At 61.2% G+C, this 25,164-nt stretch carries 22 protein-coding genes and 1 tRNA gene; 19 read left to right on the top strand and 4 right to left on the bottom strand.

Translation table 11 applies throughout. The features are described from left to right. Positions 1-62: 62 nt before the first annotated feature. Positions 63-488, bottom strand: a complete 426-nt coding sequence (locus ACIPZG_RS08680) for a hypothetical protein (protein WP_400712323.1) — start codon at positions 486-488, stop codon at positions 63-65. Between the two features lie 158 nt (positions 489-646). On the opposite strand from ACIPZG_RS08680, the gene ACIPZG_RS08685 reads away from it, so the two are divergent. Further along, a complete protein-coding gene (locus ACIPZG_RS08685; RefSeq protein WP_306379504.1) occupies positions 647-949 on the top strand; it encodes a hypothetical protein in 303 nt (100 codons plus the stop codon). 3 nt (positions 950-952) lie between these two features. On the opposite strand, the gene ACIPZG_RS08690 is transcribed toward ACIPZG_RS08685, so the two are convergent. Next, entirely contained in the window at positions 953-2,197 is a 1,245-nt protein-coding gene (locus tag ACIPZG_RS08690; RefSeq protein ID WP_400712326.1) for an aspartate aminotransferase family protein, read from the bottom strand. 222 nt (positions 2,198-2,419) lie between these two features. Continuing rightward, on the bottom strand, positions 2,420-3,316 hold the full coding sequence (locus ACIPZG_RS08695; protein ID WP_400712329.1) for a LysR substrate-binding domain-containing protein: 897 nt from the start codon (positions 3,314-3,316) through the stop codon (positions 2,420-2,422). A 254-nt stretch (positions 3,317-3,570) separates the two neighbouring features. On the opposite strand from ACIPZG_RS08695, the gene ACIPZG_RS08700 reads away from it, so the two are divergent. The 3 genes from ACIPZG_RS08700 to ACIPZG_RS08710 all read left to right on the top strand — a co-directional run bounded on the left by ACIPZG_RS08700 (position 3,571) and on the right by ACIPZG_RS08710 (position 6,416). After that, entirely contained in the window at positions 3,571-4,953 is a 1,383-nt protein-coding gene (locus ACIPZG_RS08700) for an amino acid permease (protein WP_400712332.1), read from the top strand. A gap of 191 nt (positions 4,954-5,144) precedes the next feature. Continuing rightward, positions 5,145-5,645 carry a PaaI family thioesterase gene (locus tag ACIPZG_RS08705; RefSeq protein ID WP_400712335.1) on the top strand — a complete coding sequence of 167 codons (501 nt, stop codon included), beginning with the start codon at positions 5,145-5,147 and terminating at the stop codon, positions 5,643-5,645. Positions 5,646-5,720: 75 nt separating this feature from the next. Then, positions 5,721-6,416, top strand: a complete 696-nt coding sequence (locus ACIPZG_RS08710) for a glutathione S-transferase N-terminal domain-containing protein (protein ID WP_008089888.1) — start codon at positions 5,721-5,723, stop codon at positions 6,414-6,416. Positions 6,417-6,524: 108 nt separating this feature from the next. Here the strand turns inward: ACIPZG_RS08710 and ACIPZG_RS08715 are convergent, their stop codons facing one another. Then, on the bottom strand, positions 6,525-8,141 hold the full coding sequence (locus ACIPZG_RS08715; RefSeq protein WP_400712338.1) for an inorganic phosphate transporter: 1,617 nt from the start codon (positions 8,139-8,141) through the stop codon (positions 6,525-6,527). A 128-nt stretch (positions 8,142-8,269) separates the two neighbouring features. Here ACIPZG_RS08715 and ACIPZG_RS08720 point away from each other — a divergent pair, with 128 nt between their 5' ends. The 15 genes from ACIPZG_RS08720 (at position 8,270) to ACIPZG_RS08790 (ending at position 25,059) form a co-directional block, all read left to right on the top strand. Next, positions 8,270-8,656 carry a DUF488 domain-containing protein gene (locus ACIPZG_RS08720; RefSeq protein WP_400712341.1) on the top strand — a complete coding sequence of 129 codons (387 nt, stop codon included), beginning with the start codon at positions 8,270-8,272 and terminating at the stop codon, positions 8,654-8,656. Beyond that, positions 8,646-9,077: a GNAT family N-acetyltransferase gene (locus tag ACIPZG_RS08725; RefSeq protein ID WP_400712344.1), complete on the top strand. Its 432-nt coding sequence runs from the start codon at positions 8,646-8,648 to the stop codon at positions 9,075-9,077. Before ACIPZG_RS08720 ends, ACIPZG_RS08725 begins: the two co-directional genes overlap by 11 nt. A 189-nt stretch (positions 9,078-9,266) precedes the next feature. Further along, entirely contained in the window at positions 9,267-9,656 is a 390-nt protein-coding gene (locus ACIPZG_RS08730) for a helix-turn-helix domain-containing protein (protein ID WP_400712347.1), read from the top strand. Between the two features lie 63 nt (positions 9,657-9,719). Continuing rightward, complete coding sequence (gene uvrY / locus ACIPZG_RS08735; protein WP_008098041.1) at positions 9,720-10,358, top strand: UvrY/SirA/GacA family response regulator transcription factor; 639 nt, start codon at positions 9,720-9,722, stop codon at positions 10,356-10,358. A 5-nt stretch (positions 10,359-10,363) separates the two neighbouring features. After that, positions 10,364-12,187, top strand: coding sequence for an excinuclease ABC subunit UvrC (uvrC, locus tag ACIPZG_RS08740; RefSeq protein WP_400712350.1), 1,824 nt, complete (start codon positions 10,364-10,366; stop codon positions 12,185-12,187). A gap of 33 nt (positions 12,188-12,220) precedes the next feature. After that, entirely contained in the window at positions 12,221-12,781 is a 561-nt protein-coding gene (pgsA, locus tag ACIPZG_RS08745; RefSeq protein WP_028626065.1) for a CDP-diacylglycerol--glycerol-3-phosphate 3-phosphatidyltransferase, read from the top strand. A 63-nt stretch (positions 12,782-12,844) separates the two neighbouring features. After that, a tRNA-Gly gene (locus tag ACIPZG_RS08750) sits at positions 12,845-12,920 on the top strand. A 445-nt stretch (positions 12,921-13,365) separates the two neighbouring features. Beyond that, a complete protein-coding gene (tssB, locus tag ACIPZG_RS08755; protein ID WP_400712353.1) occupies positions 13,366-13,869 on the top strand; it encodes a type VI secretion system contractile sheath small subunit in 504 nt (167 codons plus the stop codon). A gap of 34 nt (positions 13,870-13,903) precedes the next feature. Further along, complete coding sequence (tssC, locus tag ACIPZG_RS08760) at positions 13,904-15,439, top strand: type VI secretion system contractile sheath large subunit (protein WP_400712356.1); 1,536 nt, start codon at positions 13,904-13,906, stop codon at positions 15,437-15,439. 23 nt (positions 15,440-15,462) lie between these two features. Further along, entirely contained in the window at positions 15,463-16,818 is a 1,356-nt protein-coding gene (gene tssK / locus ACIPZG_RS08765) for a type VI secretion system baseplate subunit TssK (RefSeq protein ID WP_400712359.1), read from the top strand. Continuing rightward, positions 16,815-17,492 (top strand): type VI secretion system protein TssL, short form, encoded by a 678-nt coding sequence (tssL, locus tag ACIPZG_RS08770; RefSeq protein WP_400712362.1) that lies wholly within the window; start codon positions 16,815-16,817, stop codon positions 17,490-17,492. The genes tssK and tssL overlap by 4 nt, the downstream gene beginning before the upstream one ends. A gap of 52 nt (positions 17,493-17,544) precedes the next feature. Next, a complete protein-coding gene (locus ACIPZG_RS08775) occupies positions 17,545-19,224 on the top strand; it encodes an OmpA family protein (protein ID WP_400712365.1) in 1,680 nt (559 codons plus the stop codon). 15 nt (positions 19,225-19,239) lie between these two features. Further along, positions 19,240-19,731, top strand: a complete 492-nt coding sequence (locus ACIPZG_RS08780; RefSeq protein ID WP_400712368.1) for an Hcp family type VI secretion system effector — start codon at positions 19,240-19,242, stop codon at positions 19,729-19,731. Positions 19,732-19,882: 151 nt separating this feature from the next. Further along, positions 19,883-22,537 carry a type VI secretion system ATPase TssH gene (tssH, locus tag ACIPZG_RS08785; RefSeq protein ID WP_400712371.1) on the top strand — a complete coding sequence of 885 codons (2,655 nt, stop codon included), beginning with the start codon at positions 19,883-19,885 and terminating at the stop codon, positions 22,535-22,537. 2 nt (positions 22,538-22,539) lie between these two features. Next, the gene (locus ACIPZG_RS08790) at positions 22,540-25,059 is read left to right on the top strand and encodes a type VI secretion system Vgr family protein (protein WP_400712374.1); all 2,520 of its coding nucleotides are present in this window, start codon (positions 22,540-22,542) and stop codon (positions 25,057-25,059) included. Positions 25,060-25,164 lie beyond the last annotated feature (105 nt).

Genomic DNA, 25,164 nt, shown 5'->3' on the forward strand with positions numbered 1-25,164 from the left:
TGCGGCGATGCGGATTCTCCCAAGGTAGCAGAGCGGGAGAATCCTGCTTTACCGCCGGGCCGTCAGTCGGCCTGGGCTTGCAGCAGCCATTGGCCTTCGACTTCGCGGGCAAGGCCGCTGGCCGCCAGCAGGGCCAGCAGGCGCTCGTGCAGGGCGGCTTCGGTGAAGGTCTTGAGCGTGGTCAGGTCAAGGGCGCCGGCCAGGGTCAGTTCGGCCTTGGTGTACGACAGCCAGGCCTTTTTCAGTACCTGGGCCACGTCGCTGCCGGCGGTGCTGGCGAAGCGGCGATTCCACGTGCGGCCTTCGAAGGCGAAGTTGTGCGAGTGGCTGTAGGCGCTTTCGTCGCCGCCCTCGGCACAGCGGTGGCAGCGGCACGGGCCTTCGCCGAAGGCATTGCGCAGGTAGCTGTTGAAGTCCACGACGGGCTTGAGGGTCAGGCGTTTGTCGACCTCGAACAGGTCGGCGATCAGGGGTTCTTCGGCGCTCACTCGGTGTCCTCGTGTGGTGTGGCGTGCATCGGCGGGCACCCTACCAGATCGGGGCGGGGGAGGCCATGTGGTTATGGCAGGCCAGTAGAGACAACTGAGCACGGCTGCCGTACTCTACGCGCCCGCAAGCCAGCATCTAATACCTGAGGTAACCCCGCTTGAGCACCAAGTACCCGTACACCGCCACCGTGACCATCAGCGCCGAAGACCGTGGCGGCGATATCGAGGCCTCCGAGAATCCCAGCATGCGTGTCGGCCTCGAAGCGGTGACCGAAACCCTGAAGAAGGTGCATTTCGTCGGTACGCTCGCGGCACCCGAGAAACCCGCCACGCACATCTGCGTGACCCTGGAGAACGGCCTGACCTACTACGGCCCGATCGTCAATGGCCACGCCGAACTCGAAGGCGGCTGGATCGCCTTCGAGTCCGACATGCTCACTCCGGAAGAACTGGGCCTGTAAGCTTCAACCCAGCTCCGCCAGGCACTGCTCGAGGATATCCAGGCCTTCCTCGAGCACTTCGGCTTCGGTGGTCAGCGGTGCCAGCAGGCGGATGATATGCCGCGCCTTGCCGCTGGGCATCAGCAGCAGCCCCTTGGCCCGCGCCGCCTCCAGCACCTTGGCCAATTGTGCCGGTGCCGGGCTGCCGTCGGCATTGACGAACTCGATACCGCGCATGGCGCCGACCCCGGTCAACCGGCCGATGCACGGGTACATGCCTTGCCAGCGCGCCACGCGGCTGACGATGGCCTGCTCCTGGCGCTCGCCCCAGGTGGCGAGGTTCTCGTCGCTCATCTGCGCCAGGCTCGCCAGCGCTGCCGCACAGGCAATCGGATTCCCCGAGTAGGTGCCACCCAAGCCACCCTTGGGCAGGGCCGCCATCAACGCCTGACGCCCGACCACCGCACCCAATGGCATGCCGCCCGCGATGCTCTTGGCCAACAGCAGCAGGTCAGGCTCGATTCCCAGTCGCGGGAAGGCGAAACGCTGGCCGGTACGACCGAAGCCGGACTGGATCTCGTCGATGATGATCAGGATCCCGTGCTCGTCGCAGAAGCGCCGCAGCGCCTGGGCGAACGTCGGGTCGAGGGCGAGAAAGCCGCCTTCGCCCTGCACCGGCTCGAAGATGAACGCCGCCACGTCCTCCACGGCCAGTTCGACGCTGAACAGCCGCTCCAGGGCCTTGAGTGCCTGCTCGCAGGTAACGCCGGTGTCGGCGCTGGGGTAGGGCAGGTGGTAGACCGGTCCTGGCAGTTCGCCGACCCGTTGCTTGTAGGGGGCGACCTTGCCGTTGAGGTTCAGAGTGGCCAGGGTGCGGCCATGGAAACCCCCGTCGAAGGCGATGATGGCGCGCTTGCCGGTAGCGCCGCGGGCGACTTTCAGGGCATTTTCCGCCGCTTCCGCGCCACTGTTGGTGAGCATGCCGGCCAGCGGATAGCTGACCGGGACGAATTCGCACAGGCGTTCCATGAGCGCCAGGTAAGGGCCGTGAGGGGCGGCGTTGAAGGCGTAGTGGGTCAGGCGCGTGGCCTGGGTCTGAATGGCCTCGACCACGGCCGGGTTGCAGTGGCCCAGGTTGAGCACGCCGATACCGCCGACGAAGTCGATGTAACGTTTGCCGTCGGTATCCCAGACTTCGGCGTTACGGCCATGGGAAAGTGTGATCGGGTGAACGATGGCAATGGATTGACTGATACTTTCCTGGTTCATGGGGCACGCAGACCTTGTTCGATTTTTTAATATCGAAGCGCGCCCGGGTATTATTCCGCAAACGAATTATTTGATTGCGATCATTCCCTGGATTCTTGATCTTTCAGTGCCGGCCTCTTCGCGGGACAAGCCCGCTCCCACAAATTACTGCACAGCTTTCAGCTTCGGTGGTGATTCTTGTGGGAGCGGGCTTGCCCCGCGAAGAGGCCAGTGCAGACGCGCTCAATCGCCCTCGGCCACCCGCTCGCGAATCCACTGCACGAAAGCCCTGATCTTCGGCACCTCCGCCGCATGTTCGGCATGGGCGATGAAGTGCCGTCCATTGCTCGCCACCGGGTGGTCCCAGGCCACCACCAGCTTGCCTTCGCTCAGCTCCTCGGCCACCAGGTAGCGCGGAATCAGGGCAATGCCGCAACCGGCAATGGCTGCACGAATGCACAGGTAGAACGTGTCGAAGCGGGGCCCGTGGTAGCTGTTCTGGCTGTGCAGCCCCAAACCCAGAAACCATTCGTGCCAGGCTTCCGGCCGCGAGGCGCACTGCAGCAGGCGGTGCTCGGTAAGCGCCCCGGCGCTGTCGAAACGGTGCGCGGCCTTCAGCTGCGGGGCGCACACCGGCACCACCTCCTCGCTGAACAACTCGATGCAGGTCGCCCCCGGCCAGGTGCCCTGACCGAAGAAAAAAGCGATATCGGCCTTGGCCTGTACCAGGTCGAACGGCTCCAGTTCGTTGCGAATGTCCAGGTGAATGCGTGGGTGGCGATCACCGAAACCCTTGAGCCTGGGCACCAGCCAGCGTGCGCCGAACGTCGGCTGGGTGGCGATGCGCAGCACTTCTGTCTCGTCGCCGTAGCTGAGGATGTAGCGGCTGGAGATGTCGATCTGGGTCAGGATCTTGTTCACCTCGGTCAGGTACAGGGCGCCGGCGGGGGTGAGGTGCAGGCGCCGGCGAATGCGCTGGAACAGGGAGTGCGAAAGCATCTCCTCCAGTTGCGCGACCTGCTTGCTGACGGCGCTCTGGGTCAGGTGCAGCTCGTGTGCTGCACGGGTGAAGCTCAGGTGGCGTGCGGCGGCTTCGAAGCACTGCAAGGCGGTGGTCGAGGGCATCAGGCGTTTTGACATGGCAAGGGTTTACCGAGCAAAAAAGGAAGAAGTTCATTCCCAAATGGAATCATGTGCTTCGAAAAGGTCGTTTGTTGACCCGCGCCTATAGATTAATACTGACCTGGATCAACGATTACAACCGGTGATGCGAAGAGGAGGTAAGTGCACGGCCGGCAACTTCAGAACAAGAAAAAAGAGCAACACACCTACAAGAATTCTGCTTCAACTTTTTCAGCCGTCCGTGTGGCGGCCGACCCATTCGAGGGTTCTCCATGGCTTCGCTAGACAACAAGAAACAGCGCTCCCTGCAGCACGGCCTGACGTCGCGTCAGGTGTCCATGATTTCCATTGCCGGCATCATCGGTGCCGGCCTGTTCATTGGCTCTTCCAACGCCATTGCCACCGCTGGCCCAGCCATTCTCATTTCCTACGCCATGACCGGCCTGCTGGTGCTGCTGGTGATGCGTATGCTTGGCGAGATGGCCATCGCCAACCCCAACAGCGGCTCGTTCTCCACCTATGCCTCCGAAGCCATCGGCCCTTGGGCAGGCTTTACCATCGGCTGGCTGTACTGGTGGTTCTGGGTACTGATCATCCCGGTCGAGGCCATCGCCGGTGCGGATATCCTGCACGCCTACTTCCCCGGCGTGCCGTCCTGGCTGTTCGCCTTCCTGATCATGTTCCTGCTGTCGGGCACCAACCTGGTCAGCGTGAAGAACTTCGGAGCGTTCGAGTACTGGTTCGCCCTGGTCAAGGTGATCGCCATCATCGCCTTCATCGGGGTCTGCAGCCTGGCCGTATTCGGTTTCTGGCCGCTGGCCGAGGTGTCTGGCGTGAGCCGCCTGTGGGATAACGGCGGGTTCATGCCCAACGGTTTCGGCACCGTGCTCGGTGGCGTGCTGATCACCATCTTCTCGTTCTTCGGCGCGGAGATCGTGACCATCGCGGCCGATGAAACCGCCAACCCGAAAGACAAGATCCGCCGCGCCACCAACCTGGTGGTGTACCGCATCGCGATCTTCTATCTGGCGTCGATCTTCCTGGTGGTGTCGCTGGTAGCCTGGAATGACCCGGCCCTCAAGGCGGTGGGTTCGTTCCAGCGGGTGCTGGAAGTGCTCAACGTGCCAGGCGCCAAGCTGCTGGTCGACCTGGTGGTGCTGGTGGCCGTGACCAGTTGCATGAACTCAGGCCTCTACACGGCTTCGCGGATGCTGTATTCCCTGGGCGCTCGCGGCCAGGCGCTGAGCATGACCAAGCGTATTTCCGGCGCGGGCGTACCGACCGTGGCGGTCATCCTCTCGACCCTGGCAGGCTTCGCCGGCTGCTTCGTCAACTATGTGTTCCCCGGCAAGGTGTTTGGCTTCCTGTTGTCCACCACCGGCGCCATCGCCTTGCTGGTGTATCTGGTAATCGCCGTGTCGCAGCTGCGCATGCGTGCCCGTGCCGATCGCGAAGGGCGGCCGCTCGAGCTGAAGATGTGGCTGTTCCCGTGGCTGACGTGGCTGGTGATCGGCACCATCGTGATGGTGTTGGGCTACATGTTGTTCAGTGATGCCTACCGTTACGAAACGTTGATGACGGCTGGGGTCACGTTGTTCATCTTGCTGGTGTCGCTGACCCAGCGGCGCGAGAAGGTGCTGGTGCAGACCGCCTGATAGTTTGGGGGTGCTTCGCACCCCTTTCGCGACACAAGGCCGCTCCTACAGAGATCGCGTGTTTCCGTAGGCGTGGCCTTGTGTCGCGAAAGGGGCGCAAAGCGCCCCCAGCATTCCGGTTGGCGCTGACCCAGCACGGCGCTACCATCGCAGCTCGCACCTCTTCCCACTCCAACAAGCACAGGAAGCGCATGAACGAGCACACTCTCTCCCTCCAGGCCCTTGCTGCCCCCGAAGGCACCTGTTACGGCTGCGGCTGCTCCCATCCCTCCGGTCTGCACCTGCAAAGCCACTGGGACGCCGATGGCATCCACCTGCTGAGCCGGCACTCCCCCGACAGCACCTTCATCGGCTGGCCCGGCCTGGTCTATGGCGGCCTCTTGGCGATGCTGGTCGATTGCCACTCCAACTGGACGGCCATGGCCTACCATTACCGCGCCGAGGGCCGTGAGCCCGGCAGCCTGCCGCGTATCGACTGCGTCACCGGCAGCCTGGGCCTGAACTACCTCAAGCCCACGCCAATGGGTGTCGAGCTGCTGCTCAAGGCACGCGTCGAAGGCGAGGTGGGGCGCAAGACCCGCGTGCTCTGCGAGGTCTGGGCAGGCGATGTGCTCACCGTCAGCGCCGACTCGGTGTTCGTGCGTGTCGATACCGAAAAGCTCAAGCTCAAGGCGCATGGCCAGGCGAGCTGACGACAGGCAGGTGATGGTCAGCCGTGCGGGATGTCACTAGAGTGACAACTTCCCAATCCCTGGCACAGGTTGACCATGATCGATCTCAGCGCATTCCCCATCACCCGCAAATGGCCGGCGAAACACCCCGAGCGCCTGCAGCTGTATTCGTTGCCCACGCCCAATGGCGTCAAGGTGTCGATCATGCTCGAGGAGATCGGCCTGGCCTATGAGCCGCACAAGATCAGCTTCGACAACGATGACCAGCTGAGCGCGGAATTCATCTCGCTCAGCGCCAACAACAAGATCCCGGCGATTCTCGACCCCGATGGGCCGGGCGGCAAGCCACTGCCGCTGTTCGAGTCGGGCGCGATTCTGCAGTACCTGGCCGAGAAGAGCGGGCAACTGCTCAGCCAGGATCCGGCCACCCGCTACCAGACGATCCAGTGGCTGATGTTCCAGATGGGCGGCATCGGGCCGATGTTCGGGCAGGTCGGGTTCTTCCACTTCTTCGCGGGTAAGGAATATGAAGACAAGCGCCCGCGTGATCGTTACGTCAACGAGTCGAAGCGCTTGTTGGGTGTGCTGGATCGACACTTGAAGGGTAGAGCGTGGATGGTCGACGAATACAGCATTGCCGACATCGCCATCTTCCCTTGGGTGCGCAACCTGGTGGAGCGCTATAACGCGCGGGAGTTGGTGGGGTTCGATGAATATAAGGAAGTGCAGCGGGTGCTGGCGGTGTTCCTCGAACGACCGGCGGTGCAGCGTGGCCTGAAAGTCCCGGGTTGATCAGGCGACACTGAACCTGTGGGAGCGGGCTTGCCCCGCGAATGCTGCAGTGGATTCACCATCGCATTCGCGGGGCAAGCCCGCTCCCACAGGTTTTTCATTTGCAGCCTAGAAAATCTGGTTCAGCAGCCAGTACAGGCTCCCCGCCAGCAGCATCGCGGCCGGCAAGGTCAGCACCCAGGCCATCAACAGGTTGATCAAGGTCCGCTTCTGAATCCCCGAACCATTGGCGACCATGGTCCCGGCTACCCCGGAACTCAGCACATGGGTGGTCGACACCGGCAAGCCGAACATGTCCGCCGCACCAATGGTGCACATCGCCACCACTTCAGCCGAAGCGCCCTGGGCATAGCTCAGGTGGGTCTTGCCGATCTTCTCGCCCACCGTCACCACGATGCGCCGCCAGCCGACCATGGTCCCAAGGCCCAGCGCGATGGCCACGGCCACTTTGACCCACAGCGGGATGTAGCGGGTGGCGTCGTCCAGTTGGGTCTTGAACAGTTGCACATGGCTGCGCGTGTCGGCATCGAAGGCGACCAACTCGTGCTTGTCCATCAAACGAATCGCTTCGCTGGTCAGGTACATGTCATTGCGTACGTTGGCCATGGCTTCGGCCGGTATGCGCTTGAGCGAGCCGTAGCCTTTGACTTCTTCGCCGATCATGCCGGTCAGGGCCGCGAGGGCAGGGACCAGCTGCGGGTCGGCCTTGGGCTGGGAAATGAAGGCGGTCAGCACCAGGCGCGGGTCCCCCGGCAGCGGACGTGGATCGGTACGCACCAAGGCCTGGCGGGTCACCTCGGCCACGGCGGAAAACTGCAAGGCTTGCTCACTGGGCATGGTCTTGTTCAGCGCGTAGGCCATCGGCAAGGTGCCGACCAGAATCAGCATGATCAGGCCCATGCCCTTTTGCCCGTCGTTGGAGCCGTGGGCAAAGGAAACACCGGTGCAGGTGAGGATCAATACGCCACGTATCCACCAAGGGGGGGGCGTGCGTCCTTCAGGCGCCTGGTACAGTTCCTTGCGCTTGACCAGTGCGCGCAGGGCCAGCAGCAGCAGGGCCGCGCAGGCGAAACCGATCAACGGTGAGAACAACAGGGCGTAGCCAACCTTGCTGGCCTGGCTCCAGTCCACCCCGCTGGTGCCGTCGCGCCCGTGCATCAAGGCATTGGCCACGCCCACGCCGATGATCGAGCCGATCAAGGTGTGCGAGGACGACGCCGGCAAGCCCAGCCACCAGGTACCGAGGTTCCAGATGATCGCGGCCAACAGCAAGGCGAAGACCATGGCGAACCCCGCCGTGGAGCCCACCTGCAAGATGAGCTCCACCGGTAGTAGCGCAATGATGCCGAACGCCACTGCCCCGCTGGAAAGCAGCACACCCAGAAAGTTGCACAGCCCTGACCAGACCACCGCCACCGGCGCCGGCAACGAGTGGGTGTAGATCACCGTGGCCACGGCATTGGCCGTATCGTGGAAGCCATTGACGAATTCGAAGCCCAGGGCGATCAGCAGCGCCAGGCCCAACAGCAGAAACGGGGTGACCGTGGTAATCACGGTGCCGCTGGCACTGACGTCCTGCTTGAGGCTCCAGGCGGTGTAGGCGATGCCGGCCACGAGCAGGCCGAAGAACAGAAAAAGCGTGGCGCGCCCGGGTTTGTGCGACAGCTGCGGGCGGGAATCGCGGTCGACCAGTAGCGGCTGGCTGGCCAGTGACTGGGTTGCCATGGTGGCTCCGAGTGGCTTCAGGCGAAGGTGCCAAAGGCTGTCAGCATAGAAACAAATCGTTTCCGGGACGTGACCCCGGTCAATGAATTACCTAGGCTCAAGACGAGTGGTAAAGGCAGGAGAACCCCATGATTCGCTGCAAACGTGTCTATGACGCGGTCGACCAAGGCGATGGCCAGCGGGTGCTGGTCGATCGCCTCTGGCCGCGCAACAAGCGCAAGGATGAGCTGCATGGCCAGTGGTTGCGCGAGGTGGCGCCGTCGACTGAATTGCGCAAGGCGTTTCACCAGGGGGAGGTGGATTTCGCCGCATTTTCCCAGCGCTATCGGCAGGAGCTGGCGGCGCATCCCGAGCACGGGTATGCCTTGCTGGACCTGATGGCCAAGGGTGACCTGACCCTGCTTTATGCCGGCAAGGATACCGAGCACAACAATGCCCAGGTGCTGGCCGCGTGGCTCGAAGAGGAATGGGAGCGGCGCGGGCCGGGCAGTTCGCCGGTGTGTTATGCCCCTTGAGCTCAAGCCCGCCAGCGACCGGCACTGCACGTTCGCCCGTGACCTGACGCGCCGGGCAATGCTGCCCTATTACCGAGAGTTCGACCTGTTGTGGATCGAGGAGGCGTTCGACCAGGCGTGGGGGTGGCGCGAGCAATGGCTGATCGTTGAAGGGGAAACCCTGCTCGGTTTCTGCAGCCTCAGCCAGGACCGGCAGGCGCTGTTCATTCGTGAGTTGCACCTGTCGCCGGAGCATCGTGGGCGTGGCGTGGGCGGCTGGGTGCTGGAGCAACTGGCCGAATGGGCAAGGCAGCGGCGCTTGCCGTTGCTGAGGTTGATGGTGTTCAAGAGCAACCCAGCGCGGCAGCTCTACCTGCGCCATGGGTTTGTCGAGATGGGGGAGGATGAATGCTTTGTGCGGATGCAGCGGGTCGTCAGTTGATCTGTTCTGGCCCTCTCGCCGCCATCTGTGGGAGCCGGCTTGCCGGCGATAGGGCCGGAAAACTCACTGCAAGACTGATGGCCCAATACTGGCTTGCGACCGATGCCGACGAGGGGCATAGTGACCGCGCAGTCTAACTGCACACAGGACAGTGAGCAGGCCCGAAAAGGGACAAAGGAGAAGCGTCATATGAACGGACTCGGTCCGCGCCTGAGGGAAGAGCGTGAGCGCCTGGGCATGACCCAGCGAGTGTTTGGTGATATCGGCGGCGTCGAACCCAACGCCCAGGGCAAATACGAAAGTGGCGAGCGCACGCCACGAGTCGACTACCTGGCGGCCCTGGCAGCCAAAGGGGTGGATGCCCTTTATGTACTGAGCGGTGTGCGCACCCCCGCGCCACTGGAAAGCCTGACCCCGGATGAAACCGGTTTGCTTGGCGCCTTTCGACGGTTGTCGGCCGCTGACCAGGCGGCGTTGTGGCATCTGCTCGGGCGCTTGGTGGGCGAGGGGAGTTATGGCCAGGGAGGGTGGCCCCGGCATCATGAGCGCCAGTCAGGTGTGACAGAAGTTTTACGCTAGGTCCGTCGTGAAAAATTTTGTTAAGGTGGCGGGATCCAATCGCCCTGTTGACGAGGTGTCTGCTTGATAAGGGTCCTAGTGGTCGACGATCACGATCTGGTGCGAACCGGTATTACACGCATGCTCGCCGACATCGACGGCCTGCAGGTGGTGGGTGAGGCGGATTCGGGTGAGTCGGCACTGAAGCTTGCCCGAGAGCTCAAGCCCGACGTCGTGCTGATGGACGTGAAGATGCCTGGGATCGGTGGTCTGGAAGCCACCCGCAAGTTGCTGCGTAGCCACCCGGACACCAAAGTGGTGGCCGTCACCGTGTGCGAAGAAGACCCATTCCCCACGCGCCTGATGCAGGCCGGTGCCGCCGGCTACCTGACCAAGGGCGCGGGGCTGGACGAGATGGTCCAGGCCATACGCCTGGCGTTCGCCGGCCAGCGCTACATCAGCCCGCAGATCGCCCAGCAGCTGGCGCTCAAGTCGTTCCAGCCTCAGGGCTCGCCGTTCGACGCCTTGTCGGAGCGAGAAATCCAGATCGCCCTGATGATCGTCGGCTGCCAGAAAGTGCAGATCATCTCCGACAAGTTGTGTCTGTCGCCCAAGACCGTCAATACTTACCGTTATCGGATCTTCGAAAAACTCTCGGTCACCAGCGACGTCGAATTGACCTTGCTGGCCGTTCGCCACGGTATGGTCGACGCAAGCCTGTAACCCTCATGCCCCAAATTTTCGATGCCAGCGCATTCCTGGCGACCTGCAGTGGTCGCCCGGGCGTCTACCGGATGTTCGACGCCGAGGCTCGGCTGCTCTACGTGGGCAAAGCCAAGAACCTCAAGAAGCGCCTGGCCAGCTATTTCCGCAAAACCGGCCTGGCGCCGAAAACCGCCGCGCTGGTGGGCCGTATCGCCCAGGTCGAAACCACCATTACCGCCAACGAGACCGAGGCGCTGCTGCTCGAGCAGAACCTGATCAAAGAGTGGCGGCCGCCGTACAACATTTTGTTGCGCGACGACAAATCCTACCCTTATGTCTTCCTTTCTGACGGCCAATTCCCACGCCTGGGCATTCACCGTGGGGCCAAGAAGGCCAAGGGCCGCTATTTTGGGCCGTACCCCAGCGCCGGGGCCATTCGCGAGAGCCTGAGCCTGTTGCAAAAGGCGTTCTCGGTGCGCCAGTGCGAGGACAGCTATTACGCCAATCGCACCCGGCCCTGCCTGCAGTACCAGATCAAACGCTGCAAAGGGCCCTGCGTCGGCCTGGTCGATGAACAGGAGTACGCCGAAGACATCCGCCACTCGGTGATGTTCCTCGAAGGCCGCAGCCAGCAGCTGGGCAACGAGCTCAACGCCGAGATGGAAAAGGCCGCCATGGCCCTGAACTTCGAAAAAGCCGCCGAGCTGCGCGACCAGATCGCCCTGCTGCGCCGGGTTCAGGACCAGCAGTACATGGAAGGCGGCTCAGGTGACGTCGATGTGGTCGCCGCTTTCGTCAACCCCGGTGGTGCCTGCGTGCACCTGATCAGCGTGCGCGGCGGACGGGTGCTGGGCAGCAAGAACTTCTTCCCCCAGGTGGGCATCGAGGAGGAGGTGGCCGAAGTCATGGCCGCATTCCTGTCCCAGTACTACTTGGGCAACGCCGAGCGCGAACTGCCCGGCGAACTGATCGTCAATGTGGTGCACGAGGACTTCGCCGCCATCAGTGAGGCACTGCAGACCCTGCGCGGCCGCGAGCTGACCATCAGCCACCGGGTGCGCGGCACCCGCGCCCGCTGGCAGCAACTGGCGGTGACCAACGCCGAACAGGCGCTCAACGCGCGCCTGGCCAACCGCCAGCACATGGCCGCACGCTTCGAAGCCCTGGCCCAGGTGCTCGGCCTTGATGAAGTGCCGCAGCGCCTGGAGTGCTACGACATCAGCCATTCCAGCGGCGAAGCCACGGTAGCCAGCTGCGTGGTGTTCGGCCCGGAAGGCCCGCTCAAATCCGACTACCGCCGCTTCAATATCGAAGGCGTCACCGCAGGTGACGACTACGCCGCCATGCACCAGGCCCTGACCCGCCGCTACGGGCGGATCAAGGACGGCGAGGGCAAGCTGCCCGACGTGCTGCTGGTGGACGGCGGCAAGGGCCAGCTGAACATGGCCCGTGAAGTGATGCAGGAGCTGGCGTTCACAGACCTGACCCTGCTCGGCGTGGCCAAGGGCGTGACCCGCAAGGCCGGTTTCGAAACGCTTTACCTCAATGATGTCGCCCACGAGTTCACCCTCAAGGGCGACAACCCCGCGCTGCACCTGATCCAGCAGATCCGCGACGAAGCCCACCGCTTCGCCATTACCGGCCACCGCGCCCGCCGCGGCAAGGCTCGGCGCGTGTCGAGCCTGGAAGACGTCGCCGGGGTAGGGCCCAAGCGCCGCCGCGACCTGCTGAAACATTTCGGCGGCCTGCAGGAGCTCAACCGCGCCAGTATCGACGAGATCGCCAAAGCTCCCGGCATCAGTAAAAAGCTTGCCGAGTCGATTTATGCCAGCCTGCATAGCGAGTAGAATGCCGGGCTCAACCCGCAGCCAGTCGTATCGATGAATATTCCAAATCTGCTCACCGTTCTACGCGTCCTGCTCATCCCGATCTTCATCCTGCTGTTCTATGTGCCCTATCACTGGAGCTACATGGCCGCCAGCACGGTGTTCGCCATTGCCGCCGCCACCGACTGGCTGGACGGCTACCTGGCGCGTCGCCTGCAGCAGAGCACGCCATTCGGCGCCTTCCTCGACCCTGTGGCCGACAAGCTGATGGTGGCCGTGGCCCTGGTGTTGCTGGTGCAGGTGCATGCCAACTTCTGGCTGACACTGCCGGCGGCGGTGATCATCGGTCGCGAGATCGTCGTGTCGGCGCTGCGCGAGTGGATGGCCGAGCTGGGGGCGAGGGCGCACGTGGCAGTGTCCAACCTGGGCAAGTGGAAGACCGCGGCACAGATGCTGGCGCTGGTGATTTTGCTCGCCAACCCGCCGGTGGTGAGTTTCTGGGTGGTGCTGGGCTACGGTTTGTTGCTGGTGGCTGCAGCGCTGACCCTGTGGTCGATGGTGCATTACCTGGTGGCCGCCTGGCCGCACCTGCGCGAAGGTTCGGAACAGAAATAAAACTTTTTTGAATCAAGGGGTTGACGCCGTTTTAGATATCGGTAGAATGGCGCCCATCACGACGCGGGAATAGCTCAGTTGGTAGAGCACGACCTTGCCAAGGTCGGGGTCGCGAGTTCGAGTCTCGTTTCCCGCTCCAAATTCGATCCTCAGTGCGTCGCTGGGATCACAAAGAAGAGGCCTAAGGGCCTCTTTTTTTGTGCCTGAATTTTGGCCGCAACACGGTCTAGGCCGTGTGCTGCAGCCCCAAGCACTTCACACGACGCCTTCTTTTTGGCCCATCGCCTTTCAGTGTTCGTTACGCTCGCATTAGCGCGTGCGTTGCATGCCAATCAACTGATCTCCCTGTCTCGATACTTCGTCTGTTCCATTGAATTCATCCTTCGCGGTTTATTGATCTGTATCAGTTGAAATTTACCGCAATGGCATTGTGTGCCTGATTTGTCGTAGGAAATATTACTGTTCAATGTAGGTGGCGTCTATCTTCGCTTTTGGGTATGGATTGATGGGGAAACATCATCCATGGTGTGCCCGTTGGGTGCGAAACATGACTTCATGGGACGCGCCAGAATTCGGGAGGACTTATGGCTTCGAACAGTTTTCAAAGCGAAGTGCCAAAGGCGCGCGTCAATATCAAATTGGACTTGCATACCGGCGGGGCGCAACGCAACGTTGAATTGCCGCTGAAACTTATGCTGATGGGGGATTACAGTAATGGTGCAGAGCAGCGCCCCCTGTCAGAGCGGAATAAGGTCAATGTAGACAAAAATAATTTCGATAATGTCCTGGCGGAATTTTCTCCGATATTGCGCGTAGCAGTGGAAAATACGCTGATCGGTGATGGCTCGGATACGTCGGTCGAGTTGAAGTTTCAGAGCATAAAAGATTTCGAGCCAGAGCAAGTTGCGCGGCAACTGCCCCAACTCCGGGCACTCCTGGCGATGCGCAATCTCATGCGCGAATTGAAAGCGAACCTGTTGGATAACGCAACGTTTCGTTTTGAGTTGGAACGCATCCTCAAGGACGAAGCATTGAGCGATGAGCTGCGTAGTGAGCTGACGGCTCTCGTGCCGGATAACGAACGCTGAAAACCGCCTCGATCCAGTAAAAGGAAGTTAAAGAATGTCCGAAGAACAATCTTCCGCGCAAACGCGCAGCGCCACGGTATTGTCTGAGCATCAGGGTGTGTATCACGCACTGTTCGACAAGATTAACCTGAAACCGCTTGTCGAGATGGGCGGGATTGAAGGCTTCCAAAGTGTAGAGGTGCTGTCGGAAGCAACTGCAGATGAGCGCGTGACTGCGTCCATCAGTGTGTTTCTGGGGCTGCTCAAAAGTGCATCGCCGAAGATCGAGCGCCTGGACAGGGCACTGCTCGACCAGCACATCGCAGCGCTCGATGCACAAATCAGCAGTCAGCTCGATGCGGTGATGCATCACCCCGATTTTCAACGGGTCGAGTCAACCTGGCGTGGGGCGAAATCGCTGATCGATCAGACTGATTTTCGTCAGAACGTGCGCATCGAATTGCTGGATGTCAGCAAAGAGCACCTGATCCAGGACTTCGACGACGCGCCGGAAATCGCCCAAAGTGGCTTGTACCTGCATACCTACACGCAGGAATACGACACGCCCGGTGGCGAGCCCATCGCGGCAGCCGTTTCCAACTACGAATTCGATCGCAGCCCGCAAGACATTGCGTTACTGCGCAACGTTTCGAAGGTGGCGGCGGCAGCGCATATGCCATTCCTGGGTTCGGTGGGGCCCGCTTTCTTTGGCAAGGAAACCATGGAGGAAGTTGCCGGCATCAAAGATATCGGTAACTACATGGGCCGTGCCGAGTACATCAAGTGGCACAGCTTCGCGGCGAGTGATGATGCGCGCTACGTGGGACTGTTGACGCCGCGTGTACTGGGCCGGCTGCCCTACGGCCCAGAGACACGTCCTGTACGGGGTTTCAACTACATAGAAAAAGTCAAAGGGCCCGATCATGGTAAATACCTGTGGGTCAATGCCGCGTTTGCCTTCGCGGCTAATATGGTCAAGAGCTTTGTCGCTAACGGCTGGTGCGTTCAGATCCGTGGTCCGCAATCTGGCGGTGCGGTAACCAATCTTCCCATTCATTTGTATGACCTCGGAACGGGTAGCCAAGCAAAAATCCCGTCAGAGGTGATGATTCCCGAAACACGCGAATTTGAATTCGCCAATCTGGGGCTCATACCGCTCTCTTATTACAAGAATCGGGACTACGCATGTTTCTTCTCGGCGAACTCGGCGCACAAGCCAGCGATTTATGATACTGCTGAAGCGACGGCTAATAGCCGCATCAACGCCCGTTTACCCTACGTTTTTCTGCTTTCGCGAATTGCCCATTACTTGAAGTTGATCCAGCGCGAAAATATCGGTACGACAAAAGACCGCCGCCTGCTGGAGTTGGAACTGAACAAATGGGTAGGTGGGTTGGTCACTGAGATGACCGACCCAAGCGATGACCTGCAGGCTTCACACCCATTGCGGGAGGCAAAGGTGATTGTCGAGGATATTGAAGACAACCCTGGATTTTTCCGCGTCAAGTTGTTCGCCGTGCCGCACTTTCAAGTGGAAGGTATGGATATCAACTTGTCACTGGTTTCGCAAATGCCTAAGGCGAAATCTTAACTGCGGCTGCAGGAGTCAGTGCCTTGAATATTGACCGTCCATTATGGGCTTCGGGAATGTTGTTGTCGCCACAACAATTCCAGCAGCAAGCGCGCCTCGAGTCATGGACCAACCGCTTTTGTTCGCACTTGGGTTTCATTCACCCTTGGGGTGTGCAGGCGGTGGACTTCGACAAAGATGCCCTGCTTCTGGGCAAGCTCAAGGCAACGCGTATTTGCCTCTGCATGCCTGATGGCACTTTGATTGACACTGATCGGGTCGATCCACTGCCGGGTGCAATCGAACTGACCCATCTGCTGGCGGAAGACGCACAGAGTGCGACGGTGGTGCTCGCCCTGCCGCTCGAGCAGGCCAATGGCAACAACTGCCTGTTCGAAGGGGGCAGGGCTGATCGCCCAAGGCGTTATCGCCAGGCGTGGCGGGAAGTACAGGACCTGTACGGCGATGAGGTGCAGTCCATCGGCGTACTTGAACATGCCCTGAGTCTTCGGCTGGAGAGTGACGACAATGCCGACTACCTGACGTGCCCGCTGGTTCGCCTGGTTCGTGGTGCTCAGGCTGTTTGGGAGGTAGATGGGGCATACATTCCGCCGCTGCTTGGCATCGACGCTCATGCTGGGTTGCTTACACAGTTGGACAACCTGCTTACGCAGCTTTCGGCCAAGCGCGAGCGGCTGATGGGCATGCGCCGTGAAAGCAACCAGCGCATGGCCGACTTTGCCGTGGCGGATGTAACGTTGTTCTGGTTGCTCAACGCGTTGAACACCTACCAGCCGGTGCTGGCTGACCTCAAGGCGCATCCTGCTCGGCACCCCGAGCAGGTCTACCAGCTCCTCATCCAGTTGGCCGGGAGCTTGCTGACATTCTCGCTGGATCAGGATGTTGGCAGCGTTCCGGCCTATCTGCACGGCAACCTCGAGATTGTCCTTCCTCCTTTGATCCGGACGATTTCAAGTTTGCTGGAGGCGAGCCTGCCGTCGCGGGTCGTGGCACTGGTGCTTGAGCAGTGCAGTGCCAACCGTTGGCAGGTCACGCTGAACGACCCGCGCTTGCTCGAACCCAACGGGGTCGATTTCTATCTCTCGGTACGTTGTCGCTTACCCATAGCGCAAGTGCAAAGCCAATTCCCGCGCTTGTGCAAAGTAGGCGCGCCACAGGACGTCGATCACCTCGTAAACGCCGCGCTCGAAGGTGTGCCACTGCAGCCGCTCAGTCATGTGCCGGCAGCGATCCCGCTTCGGATGGAGAACCAGTACTTCGCGCTCGACCTCGGCCACAGCAAAGGCCAAGCCATGTTGGCGGAGGGCGTCTGCGCGCTTTACGTACCGAGCACGTTCACCGAGCTGAAGCTTGAACTCTTTGCGGTACTTCGCGCATGAACCTTACAGAGCAACACGTCGCCACGACGTCGGACATCGATGAGCTGCTGCAGGACACCTACCTGTTGGTAATCGAGTTGCGGCAGGGAGCGATGGTGCAGCGCGCACCGGAGCTCTGGGCCAACTGTGTAGAGCAAGTTGAACGCGTGCGCGAAGCGCTCGGTGAGGCGGGACTGGATGCGCGAAACATCGATTTCATCAGCCACGCGCAATGCGCCTTGCTGGACGAAACAGTCCTCGCTCGCGTAGAGGGCGAGGCTCATGGCGCCTGGGCCAGGGAGACCTTGCAGGCGAAATACTTCAATAGCCATCAGGCAGGTGAGTTCCTTTACGAGGAAATGCGCGCGGTGTTGCGTGAACCGTCCGCCAATCCGCTGGTACTGACAGCGTTCCTGCGGGTGCTGATGCTGGGCTTCCTGGGACGATATCGCGACCTCGATGACCCGCAGCGGCAACAGTTGCAGGCTGCGCTCGCCGCTCAAGTCGCCCCGTTCGACCTTACGCAAAGGCTTGTCACCGGAGCAGGGCACGCTTCTTCGCGAAATGCGTCGTCATGGCTGCATTCGCCACTGTTGAACATCGTGGCCGCGACAGCGGTGGTCGTCGGTGTCTGGTGGGGGCTCGATCGGGCGCTGGCTGATGCGCTTGAGTCGCTCCTGCCGGGGCAGCTGTGAGGGGCCTATGACACTCAAGCAAATACAAGGCCTCTGTCTATGGAGCGCCGCATTGGCCCTGGTACTCGTGGCCATTGTCCCGCTTGCCATTGGTTGGCGAGTGCTCTGCGTCATGACGATAGTGTCCTTGCTGGCCTTGACCTGGCGCCGCATGGTGCGACGTAAAGGGCAGCGGAGCGCCTTGGTTCTGGCCAATGGCAGCTCCCTGCCTCCCGCCTCATACCCGCACCCCGTCCTGCTGGTGTGTGGCGATGGGCTTGGTGGCCTGTTCGAGTCGATACCCGATGAGCATTTGGCACTGCGAGTAACCGATCTGGGTTGTTATGTGCGGGTGCCTTGCGTTGACCGATTGCAAGGGTTTGCGGCGCAGATCCTGGCCAAAAGGCCAGAGTGGGGTGGACAGCTCAGTGCCATGTTGGTTGTGGACGCCTGCGCTCATACCGACTCGGCGGTACTGGCTGGCCAGGTACGCCGCTTCAACAATCAGGTGGCAATGATGCGCAGGCGTGGTATCGGCCTGCCTGTTGTTGTCATGTCCTATCTGCAAATCCTGTCAGAGGGCTGGTTCAGCTGGGAGGCTGGGCATCCTCGCCCTGTGGTGCGGGAGGCAGGCGACTGCGTGAATTTGAGCGAGTGGCAGCAACAAGCGGATGGCTCGGTTCAGGCTGCGCGTTTAGCGGCGTGCGTGCAGTTGCAGAGTACCGCGCAATGGCTCGCTCAACTGATGACGCCTGATTTGTCTGGCAACGGGCGCGCTCAGACTTCGCAGCCCCCCGTTTCTGTTGCATTCGTGGCCCGACCGTCGCAGGGGCAGTGGGTAGAGCGCAACCTCTGGCAGCGCTGGCTGCATGAACGCACGGCATTGAGCGTCGTCGAGAAAGTGCCAGCGTCGACGCTAGCTGCGCAGTCACCGTTCCCGGACGTTTTGCTACACCTGTTGCCAACCAGTGCTGCGCGTCCCAACCGATTCCGCGTACAGCTGCTGGGCATGTGGCTGTTCGTGCTTGCTTGCATCGCGGCGCTGATGAGCTCTGCCTGGCAGAACACATTGCTCATGCGCCAGGTGAGTGATGACTTGCGACGTTACGCGGCGATTTCGCCGAGCCTGGATGCAGAAGACAGTGCGCTTCGAGAGCGTGCACTGGCAACACTGCGCCAGGATGCGCTGCGACTGGATGATTACTACCGCCAGGGTGAGCCGTGGTCGCTCGGCTTTGGGCTGTATCAGGGCGAGCGGATGCGAGCGCCTTTGCACGCCGCCATTTCCGGTCACCGCCGACCGGCGACGGTATCCGCCTCGGCTGATGCCCCCGAAGTCATCCGGCTGGACAGCCTTTCATTGTTCGGGAGTGGAAGCGCTCAACTGAGCTCCGAGTCGACCAAAGTGCTGGTCAAGGCATTGGTCGGCATCCAGGCCCAGCCCGGTTGGCTCATCGTCATCACCGGCCATACCGACACCACTGGCACTGAAGAACACAACGTCCGTTTGTCCAGGGCCCGCGCTGGCGCTGTGCACGAGTGGATGGCGCGAATGGGCGATATCCCGGACAGCTGCTTTGCCGTTCAAGGCTTCGGTGCCAGTCAACCGATTGCCAGTAACGATACTGAGCGCGGTCGCTCAATGAACCGTCGCGTCGAAATTCGCCTGGTGCCGGAGCCGGGGGCCTGTGCCTCGTCGGCAGCGAGATCAGGCGGGCAACCCAAGCCGCATTCAGCGGCATTCAACTTCTAGGAGAAGGAGCTTCACATGGCTATACCCGTTTACCTCTGGCTGAAAGATGACGGCGGCGCGGAGCTGAAAGGTTCCGTGAACGTCTCGGGGCGTGAGGGCACCATCGAGGTGGTCGCTCAGGATCACAGCCTGTACGCCCCGACCGACAACAACACCGGAAAGCTGACAGGAACGCGAATTCACACGCCGTTCAAGTTCAGCAAGGAAATCGATGCTTCAAGCCCGTACCTGTACAAGGCAGTGACCACCGGCCAAACGCTGAAAACCGCGGAGTTCAAATGGTACCGAATCGATGATGCCGGTCAGGAAGTCGAGTACTTCAACACCACCCTGGAGAACGTGAAAGTCGTAAAAGTCGCATCCAAGATGCACGACATCAAGGATCCCTTGAAGGAAAAGCACAACCATCTGGAAGAGGTTGAGCTGCGTTACGAGAAGATCACCTGGACCTACAAAGACGGCAACATCATTCATTCCGACGCCTGGAATGAGCGCTCTAGCTCCTGATGCCGTAGCCGGCAGACGGTTATCCGTCTGCCGGATCCGCTTCCGGTGTGCTGGGCCGAGCGTCCGTTCGCGGATGTTCAGCCGAACACATCGGCCAGTCTCCATCGGTTATCCGGACGCATGCCGATAACTCAAAACAAGGACGCTCTGTATGTCGCTTGACTCAACCCGCCTGCTTCGTCGCCTCAATCCCTACTGTGCCCTGGCACTGACAGCGGCCGCGTCCATGTGCCAAAGCCGTGGTCATGCCCAGATCACAATCGAGCATTGGCTGCTCAAGTTGCTGGAACAAGGGCAGGGCGACCTGACTGTCATTGCACGTCGCTATGGTTGGGACATGGATGCGCTGTGGCAGGGCCTGCTGGAATATTTCGACAGGTTGCCACGCAGCGTTCGCAGCAAGCCGCAACTGAGCACGGAGTTGCAACAGCTGATCACCGATGCCTGGTTGCAGGTATCGCTGGAGGGCAACAGCGACCGCCTGCGCTCGTCTCACCTGCTGGGCGCCTTGCTCAAAGACCCCAGTCTGCTCAAGTGCTCGGCCGCCTGGCCATTGCTCGGCATGGGCACGGCGCAGTTGCAGCAAATGACAGGGCTGCTCGATCAAGAATCCGAAGAGCGTCCCGAAACCCAGCCTTCTCTCGGCGAGCGATCTGTTCTGGATGATGCCGGTTCAGAGCACGCCGGCAGTCATGACAGCGCCTTGCTGGAGGTGCTTGAACGGTTCACACAAGACATCACCGGCAAAGCTGCGACAGGGCAGGTTGACCCAGTCTTCGGTCGGGATGACGAGATTCGTCAAGTCATCGACATCCTCGGTCGGCGGCGCAAGAACAATCCGATACTGGTGGGCGAGCCCGGGGTCGGCAAGACCGCGCTGGTCGAAGGCTTGGCGTTGCGTATCAGCAAGGGAGAAGTGCCCGACAGTCTCAAGCCCGTGCAGGTACGCACCCTGGATCTAGGGCTGCTGCAAGCGGGGGCGGGGGTAAAGGGAGAATTCGAGCAGCGGCTCAAAAGTGTCATCGACGCGGTACAGCAGTCGGCGACGCCGATCCTGCTGTTCATCGATGAGGCCCACACCCTGATCGGTGCAGGCAATCAGGCAGGCGCTGCGGACGCCGCCAACCTCCTCAAGCCTGCCCTGGCCAGGGGCGAGTTGCGCACCATCGCAGCCACGACCTGGAGTGAGTACAAGCAGTACTTCGAGCGCGATGCTGCCTTGGAACGGCGTTTCCAGATGGTCAAGGTCGACGAGCCTGACGATGGCAACGCGTGCCTGATGCTGCGGGGCCTGAAGGAGCGCTATGCCAAGCACCATGGCGTGCATATCGAAGATGCCGCGGTACAGGCGGCGGTCAGCTTGTCGCGCCGTTACCTGACTGGCCGCCGTCTGCCCGACAAGGCGGTGGACCTGCTCGACACAGCCTGTGCGCGTGTTCGCATGAGCCTGGACTGCACGCCGCAGGCGTTGGTCCGACTGCAGTCCAGGCAGACCGCATTGACATTGCAGCGTCAGGCTCTTGAGGAGGATGCGCAGCTCAGTGGCTGCGGCGACGACGCGCTGTTGGCCAATCTTCGCGAGCAACTGACTGAGTTGGAAAGCCAGAAAGCGGTGTTGGAGCTGCAGTTTCGCCAGGAGCTGGCGCTGACCCATCAATTGTTGGAAGCGCGTCAGCTTGCTCCGAAAGACCCTGCCTACCTCGCTGAGCTACAGCAGCAGTTGACCTGCGCCCGAGGGCCGCAACCTTTGCTCTCGCTAGACGTCAACGCGCGCAGCGTGGCCGAAGTGATCGCCGACTGGACCGGAGTGCCCCTGGGCAGCTTGCTCAAGGATGAGCAGGCCAATCTTCTTGCCTTGGAGCAGCAGCTAACCGAGCGCGTCATCGGTCAGCAGGAAGCGTTGAGCGCACTGGCGCAACGCCTGCGCGCCGCCCGCACGGGACTGACAGATGACAAGGCGCCGCTGGGCGTGTTCCTCCTGGTTGGCAGCAGCGGCGTAGGCAAGACCGAAACTGCACTCGCATTGGCCGACTGCCTGTTCGGCGGCGAAAAGTCGCTGATCACCCTCAACCTTTCGGAATACCAGGAGGCTCATACCGTCAGCCAGCTCAAGGGCTCCCCGCCAGGTTACGTGGGTTACGGGCAGGGCGGCGTACTCACCGAGGCCGTGCGCCAGCGCCCTTACAGCGTGGTGCTGCTGGACGAAGTGGAAAAAGCCCACCGCGATGTGCTCAACCTGTTCTATCAGGTTTTCGACCGCGGCTTCATGCGCGATGGCGAGGGGCGAGAAATTGATTTTCGCAACACCGTTATCCTCATGACATCCAACCTTGGAAGCGACCTGCTGCAAGGTTTCCTTCAAGCGCAACCCGAAGCGCCAGACAGTGAATTGCAGGGCCTGCTGCGACCGATTCTGCGCCAACACTTCCAGCCCGCCTTGCTGGCACGTTTTCAAACCCTGGTTTACCGGCCACTGCGGGCTGATGCGTTGAAGCGCATCGTGACCATCAAGCTGACCCAGGTTGCCAAGCGGTTGCTTCGTCACTACGGCCTGCATTGCCACATCGACGAGGCCCTCAACGATGCGTTGGTCGCTGCCTGCCTGCTGCCCGACAGCGGCGCCCGCAACATCGACAGTCTGCTGAACCAGCAAATCCTTCCGGTACTCAGCCAGCAACTGCTGCAGCGCCAGGCCAGCGGGCAGCCCACACGGAGCGTGACACTGGGGCATAGCGATGAGCTGGGCGTCCTCCTGGACTTTGCCGATAGGGCTGATAAGGCGCAGCGTGCGCCTGTGGAGGCTTGATCATGTCTGAAGGGATTCTGGGCGTGTTCAACCACAGCCAACACAAGCTGGACGTGGAGGGTTTGGATGCAACCCTCGATGTCCTGACATTCGAAGGCCAAGAGAGGTTGAGCGAACCCTTTGTCTACAGCGTGGAGTTCACGTCTGCGGAGCAAGATATCGCCGCCGAACGCATGCTCGGCCGGCGCGCGAGTTTCAGCCTCCACGAACGAACGCAGACACTGCACCTGCCTGGCTTCAACCTACCCCCGGTCAAACCCCTGCGCACGCTGTATGGGACGATCACCGGCTTCAGGCGACTGTCAGGCTCCAGGGACGAAGCCCGCTATCAGCTCACCCTGCAGCCGCGTTTGGCACTGCTCGAACGCGGCCAGCAATACCGCCTCTACCAGCACCAGTCGGTACCGGAGATCGTCGAGCACATCCTGCGTAGCCGCCATGAGTTCGAAGGCCAGCACTTTTTCTTCGACCTGGTGCGCGAGTACCCTCGGCGCGAGCAGGTCATGCAGTACGGCGAAAGCGACCTGGCGTTTATCACGCGCCTGCTCGCCGAGGTCGGCATCTGGTACCGCTTCACCAGCGATGACCGGCTGCGCCTGGACGTGGTCGAGTTTCATGATGACCAGCGGCGCTACCAGTTCGGCGTCGAGCTGCCTTGCCGGCCACAGTCAGGCCTGAGCAGCACCGACAAGGACGCCGTGTGGGCATTGCAGACGCGGCACCAGGTGGTGGAAAAGCACATCAATATCCGTGCTTATCAGCACCGTGATGCGGCGGCCTATCTGGATGCCGATGTCGACCAGAGTCGAGGCGCCACCACCACCTACGGTGAGAGCTACCGCTACGCCGAACCCTATGCGGCGCTGGGGGATGCTCTGGATCAGCACGAAGACCTGCTCAGTGAGAGCGGTTACTTCTACGCCCGCTTGCGGCACGAGCTGTACCTCAATGATCAGACCCGGCTCAGTGGTGCCAGCAGCAGCCCCTCGTTGGCGCCGGGGCAGGTGCTGAAGATTGCCGGTGGTGCACCGCAGGCCTTCGAGCCCGGCGCGGTGATTACCGGCCTGGTCATCGAAGCCGCACGTGATCGCAGCCTGGAAGTCACCTTCGAAGCCATCCCCTATTCGGAGACGGTGTGCTTTCGTCCCAAGCTTGCCCCTAAGCCGAACATCGCCGGCACCGTGCCGGCCAGGGTCACCAGCTCGCGCAAGAACGACCCGTATGGGCACATCGATCTGCAAGGCCGTTACCGGGTCAACTTCCTGTTTGACCGTGACCACTGGAATACCGGCGAAGAGAGCGCCTGGCTACGTTTGGCCCGACCTTATGCCGGAGATACCCACGGCCTGCACCTGCCGCTGATTTGCGGCACCGAAGTGGCGGTGGCGTTTGAGCAGGGCGACCCCGACCGGCCCTATATCGCCCATGCGCTGCACGACAGCCAGCACCCGGACCACGTCAACCTGCGCAATTACAAACGCAACGTGCTGCGCACCCCGGCCAACAACAAGCTGCGCATGGACGATACACGTGGGCAGGAGCACATCAAGCTCAGCACCGAGCATGGCGGCAAGAGTCAGCTCAATTTGGGGCACCTGGTCGATGCCCAAAAGAAGAAGCGAGGGGAAGGCTTTGAACTGAGAACCGATGCCTGGGGCGTGATGCGCGGTGGCAAGGGGGTGTTCATCAGCGCGGATGGCCAAGCGAAGGCGGAGGGTCAGATGCTCGATATGAGTGCAGCATCCGCTGAGCTTGGTAACGCGATCCAGCTCGTCGCAGCGCTTGCGCGGAGCGCCTCGGCCTCGGGTGCGTTGGCTGCAGATACGGAAGCCCAGCAGGCATTGAAGAAAGCGCTGGTCAATTTGGCTGATGCAGGCTTGATCGCCTCGGCACCCGCGGGTATGGCGCTGACGACCCCGAGCAATTTGCAGTTATCGGCCGGCTCCAACCTCATCGGCACGGCAGGTGATAGCGCCGACTTCACTGTTCATCGGCGCTTCAGCCTGGCGGCGGGCGACGCCATCAGCCTTTTTGCACACCAGTTGGGGCTCAAGTTCTTCGCTGCCCATGGGCCTGTGGATATTGAGGCGCAAAGCGATGTAATGACATTGCAGGCCGACAAGGCACTGACAATCAACAGCGTCAATGGCGAGTTGGTCCTCAACGCGAAGGAGGGCATCACGCTGGTCAGCCGCGGTGCCTACATAAAACTCAAGGACGGCTCCATCGAGATCGGCGCGCCAGGTGACCTGCGCATACGTAACGATCACGTCGAGTGGGGTGGCTCGGCATCAATGGACAAGGCACTCAGCGCAATGGTCCATCAGGACCCTGTGTACCAGCATCCAACTCAAGGCCGGTTCCAGGTCAAGGACAACCAAAGCGACGAACCTAAACCGCATGTGCGCTACCGAATCGAAGCCGTTGACGGTTCCGTAGTGCGTGGTGTGACCGATGGAAACGGTTATACCCAGCACCACTACGGTCTGGATCTGCAAAACATCAAGTTGTTCTTTGAATGAACATGGAGTCCAGGAGCATGGATCAGACTAGTACGCCTGTGGCACAAACGCAGACCAGCAAGAAGGGTTCTACGGCGATTGCCTATCACCAGTCCATGCAGTGCT

This window comes from Pseudomonas sp. NPDC089395 (assembly GCF_044749525.1).
In the GTDB taxonomy this organism is placed as follows: Bacteria; Pseudomonadota; Gammaproteobacteria; order Pseudomonadales; family Pseudomonadaceae; genus Aquipseudomonas.